Here is a 4,733-nt window from a genome sequence, read left to right on the forward strand (position 1 = left end):
TTGCGCAGCAGGCCCGCATTGCCGATGAGAACCTTGATGTCGCTCTTGGTCGCCGACAGAATCCGGCGCACCACCGGATAGGCTTCCGGATGCACGCCGGAGGCATCGAGCGGGTCCTCGCCGCCGAGGATGCGCAAGAAGCCCGCGCACTGCTCGAACGCCTTCGGCCCGAGCCGGGGCACGTCCTTGAGCGCCTTGCGCGACTTGAACGGGCCATTGGCGTCGCGGTGCGCGACGATGCTCTGCGCAAGGCCAGAACCGACGCCCGACACGCGCGCCAGCAGCGGCGCGGAGGCGGTGTTGACGTCGACGCCGACCGCGTTCACGCAGTCTTCGACCACCGCATCCAGCGATTTGGCGAGCTTGGCCTGGCCGAGGTCGTGCTGGTACTGGCCGACGCCGATCGCCTTCGGCTCGATCTTGACGAGCTCGGCAAGCGGGTCCTGCAGCCGTCGCGCGATCGAGACCGCGCCGCGCAGGGTGACGTCGAGGCCCGGCAGCTCCTCCGAGGCGAAGGCCGAGGCCGAATAGACGGAGGCGCCGGCTTCCGACACCACGATCTTGTTCATCTTCAGCTCGGGCAGGCCCTTGACCAGCTCGGTCGCGAGCTTGTCGGTCTCGCGCGAGGCGGTGCCGTTGCCGATCGCGATCAGCTCGACGCGGTGCTTGATTGCGAGCCGGCCGAGCGTCGCCAGCGATTCATTCCACTGCCGCTGCGGCTCGTGCGGATAGATCGCGATGGTGTCGACCACCTTGCCGGTCGCGTCGACGACCGCGACCTTGACGCCGGTGCGGTAGCCGGGATCGAGCCCCATGGTGACGCGGGTGCCGGCGGGCGCGGCCAGCAGCAGATCGCGCAAATTCGAGGCGAACACGCGCACGGCTTCGGTCTCGGCCGAATTCCACAGCCGCATGCGCAGATCGATATTGAGATGCACCTGGATCTTGGTGCGCCAGGCCCAGCGCACGGTGTCGACCAGCCAGCGGTCGCCGGGGCGCTTGAGGTCGGCGATGCCGAACCGCTTCATGATCTTCAATTCATAGGCGCTCGGCACGCCCGGCGGCGGCGCTTCGGCCTCGGCCTGGATTTGCAGATCGAGAATCTCTTCCTTCTCGCCGCGGAACATCGCGAGGATGCGGTGCGAGGGCAGCTTGGTCAGCGGCTCCGAGAAATCGAAATAGTCGGCGAACTTCTCGCCCTCGGTCTTCTTGCCGTCGCGCACCTTGGAGGCCATGCGTGCATTGCTCCACACCTCCTCGCGCAATGCGCCGATCAGGTCGGCGTCCTCGTCGAAGCGCTCGACCAGGATGGCGCGGGCGCCGTCCAGCGCGGCGGCGGCGTCAGCGACGCCCTTCTCCGCGTTGATGAAGCCTTCGGCCACGACCTTCGGATCGTTGCCGGGCTCAGCCATGAGCTGATTGGCGAGCGGTTCGAGCCCAGCTTCCTTGGCGATCTCCGCCTTGGTGCGACGCTTCGGCTTGAACGGCAGATAGATGTCTTCGAGGCGGGCCTTGCTGTCGGCGGCCATGATGGAGGCTTCAAGAGCGGCATCGAGCTTGCCCTGCTCGCGGACCGATTCGAGAATGGCCTTGCGGCGATCCTCGAGTTCGCGCAGGTAAACCAGGCGCTCCTCCAGGGTGCGCAATTGCGCGTCGTCGAGCGCACCGGTCGCTTCCTTGCGGTAGCGCGCGATGAAGGGAACCGTGGCGCCGCCGTCGAGCAGCGTCACCGCCGCCTCGACCTGCTCGGCGCGAACCCCAAGCTCCTGCGCAATCTTCTGGTTGATATTTGCCACGCGAGACTCCCTCTATTCAAGTCCGCGGGCGCAGGGGCGAACCACCGGTCGCGGGACGCCGCTTATGGACCAACCAAGGTTGATTCATCAAGGTACGAAGCAGCATCGTCGACAGAGGATTTTTTTGCCAGACCGATGCGATCTCGCCACAATCGTAGGCGCGCGACGGCTTGACATCAACCCTGCGTTCCGTGCCTGCTTGCTTCGCCGGACCACTGAACTCCACGCGAGGACCAATCATGCCCAAGACATCGGTCGGCGTCTTCAGGATCGCCACCGCGGGTCCCGGCGACGTCTCCGGCCTGATGGACTTGATCGGCTCCGGCGCGATCGATCCCAACTCGATCCTCGCCATTCTCGGCAAGACCGAGGGCAATGGCGGCGTCAACGATTTTACCCGGGAGTACGCGGTGGCCGCGCTGTGCACGGCGCTGGCGCCCAAGCTCAGTGTGTCGCCGGAGGCAGTCGAGCAACGTATCGCCTTCGTGATGTCCGGCGGCACCGAGGGCGTGCTGAGCCCGCATATCACGGTGTTCACGCGCAGCGAGGCTGCACGACCGGGCCCGTCCGGCAAGCGCCTCGGCATCGGCATGGCGCACACGCGGGATTTCCTGCCCGAGGAGCTCGGCCGCTCCGCGCAGATCACCGAGACGGCGAAGGCGGTGCAAGCCGCGATGACCGATGCCGGCATCAGCGACCCCGCGGACGTCCATTTCGTGCAGATCAAGTGCCCGCTGCTGACCAGCGAGCGCGTTGCGGCGGCAAACGCGCGCGGCAACAAGACGGCGACGACAAGCGCGTACAGCTCGATGGCCTATTCGCGCGGCGCTTCGGCGTTGGGAGTTGCCGTCGCGCTCGGCGAGATCGGCTCCGACCTCGGCGACGACGACGTGCTGCGACGCTACGATCTCTTCTCCAAGGTGGCCTCGACCTCGTCGGGGATCGAGCTGATGCACAATGTCGTCATCGTGCTCGGCAATTCGGCGTCATCGGCAAGCGAATATGTGATCGGGCATGCTGTCATGGAGGATGCCATCGACGCCGCGGCGGTGGTATCGGCGTTGAGCAGCGTCGGGCTCAGTGCGGCGCCGCAAACCGCCGCAGGCCGCACGCTCGTCAACATCTTCGCCAAGGCGGAGGCCTCGCCTGACGGCGCCGTGCGCGGCTTCCGCCACACCATGCTAGAGGACACCGACATCAGCGCGACACGCCACGCCCGCGCAGCGGTCGGTGGCCTGATCGCGGGCCTTGCCGGCACCGGCGCAGTCTACGTGTCCGGCGGCGCCGAGCATCAGGGGCCGGCCGGCGGCGGCCCGGTTGCGGTAATCGCGCGACTGTCGGAATGAGCGAGTCCCAGCCGCGATCGTACGACCTGTCCGCCCCACGCAACCCTGCCCCTCGCGGCGGCTCGGTTGATTCACACGGGCCGTTGCGAAAAAGCTGACGCCGCGACCTTAAGGGGATTTGACTTCATGACTTTGCCGATGAGCTGGAACGAATGGGCGCAGCACGATGGCGTGGCGCTGGCCGGGCGCGTCCGCAAGGGCGAGCTAACGGCGAAGGAGCTGGCGCGCCAGGCCGCCGCGGGCGTCGCCAAGGTCAATCCGGCGCTGTCCGGTGTGGTCGAGCTGTTCGAGGACGTGATCGCCGATCCCACCAAGGACGGCGCCAATCTGGCAGGTCCGTTCGCCGGCCTGCCGTTCCTGATGAAGGATCTCGGGCCGACCATGAAGGGCCGGCTGCAGGAGATGGGCTCGCTCTTGATGCGCGGCAATCGCGCGAGCGCCGATACGTTCCTCACCGGTAAATTCCGGCAGGCCGGGCTCAATTTGATCGGGCGCACCACGACGCCGGAATTCGGCGTGTGCTCGTCGGCCGACAATCCCGCCGTCTACGTCACGCGCAATCCCTGGAATACCGACTACACCACCTGCGGCTCCTCGGCGGGCAGCGCCGCGATGGTCGCCGCGGGCGTGGTGCCGATCGCGCATGCGACCGACGGCGGCGGCTCGATCCGCATTCCCGCCGGCGTCAACGGCAATATCGGCCTGAAAGTCTCGCGCGGCGTGTTCTCGCTGGCGCCGCACATGTCCGACCTCACCGGCCTCGTCTCGATCCAGGGCTGCCAGTCACGCTCGGTGCGCGACACCGCCGCCTTCGTCGATCATGCGCGCGGGCCTGCGCCCGGCGAGTTCATGCCGTTCTGGACCACGGCGCAGCCCTATTCGGAGATGATCAAGCGCGACCCCGGCAAGCTCCGTATTGCGCTGTCTCACACCTGGGGCAATTACACCGCGGCGCCCGAGCTCGCCGCCGAGCTGGAGAAGGCCGGACGCTTCCTCGAAGGTCTCGGGCATCACGTCGACTACGCGCTGCCGGAGATCGACCTCCCCGCCGCGTTCGAAGCGCAGACCACCTGCTACATCTCGAATTTCGCAGTGGTGATCTCCAACATGCTCGCCGCGCGCGGGCTCACGAGCCCGCCGGAAGACCTGATCGAGCCCATGAACATCCGGATCTGGGAAGCCGGCCGGCACACCAGCTTCGCCGAGCGGGCGAAGATGCAGGCCGTGTTCAACACGACCTCGCGCGGCTTCGGCGCCTTCTTCGAGCAGTGGGACGTCATCCTGACGCCGATCACCGCGCTGCCGACGCCGAAGGTCGGCACGAGGGAGTATCTCACCATCTCCGACAATCCCGATGTGCGCGACTGGTTCGAGAATCTCTGGCGCTTCTTCGCCTTCACGCCGCTCGCCAATCTCTGCGGCATTCCGGCGATCTCGATGCCGATGGCGAGCCAGGATCACGGCCTGCCGCTCGGCATCCAGGCCATCGCCAAGCAGGCCAATGACGGCCTGCTGCTACCGCTCGCCGCCCAGGTCGAGCGCGCGCTCGACGGCAAGTGGAATGGCGGCAAGACCGCGAAAGTGCATGTGA

3 protein-coding genes are annotated in these 4,733 nt (G+C 66.9%); 2 read left to right on the forward strand and 1 reads right to left on the reverse strand.

What is annotated here, in order from left to right; genetic code table 11:
* The coding region (locus tag JHD07_RS27850) for a Tex family protein (RefSeq protein WP_291627891.1) at positions 1-1,796 on the reverse strand (1,796 nt) is incomplete at its 3' end.
* Between the two features lie 239 nt (positions 1,797-2,035).
* On the opposite strand from JHD07_RS27850, the gene JHD07_RS27855 reads away from it, so the two are divergent.
* Together JHD07_RS27855 and JHD07_RS27860 are read left to right on the forward strand one after the other, a co-directional pair.
* Positions 2,036-3,142: a ring-opening amidohydrolase gene (locus JHD07_RS27855; RefSeq protein WP_291627893.1), complete on the forward strand. Its 1,107-nt coding sequence runs from the start codon at positions 2,036-2,038 to the stop codon at positions 3,140-3,142.
* 126 nt (positions 3,143-3,268) lie between these two features.
* Positions 3,269-4,733: amidase (locus JHD07_RS27860; RefSeq protein WP_291627895.1), on the forward strand; the 1,465-nt coding region annotated here is incomplete at its 3' end.

The organism is Bradyrhizobium sp., from assembly GCF_016462955.1.
GTDB lineage: Bacteria > Pseudomonadota > Alphaproteobacteria > Rhizobiales > Xanthobacteraceae > Bradyrhizobium.

Excerpts from the sequence above, each read along its gene's own strand:
- JHD07_RS27855 (WP_291627893.1), top strand. The coding sequence starts at position 2,036 with ATGCCCAAGACATCGGTCGGCGTCTTCAGGATCGCCACCGCGGGTCCC.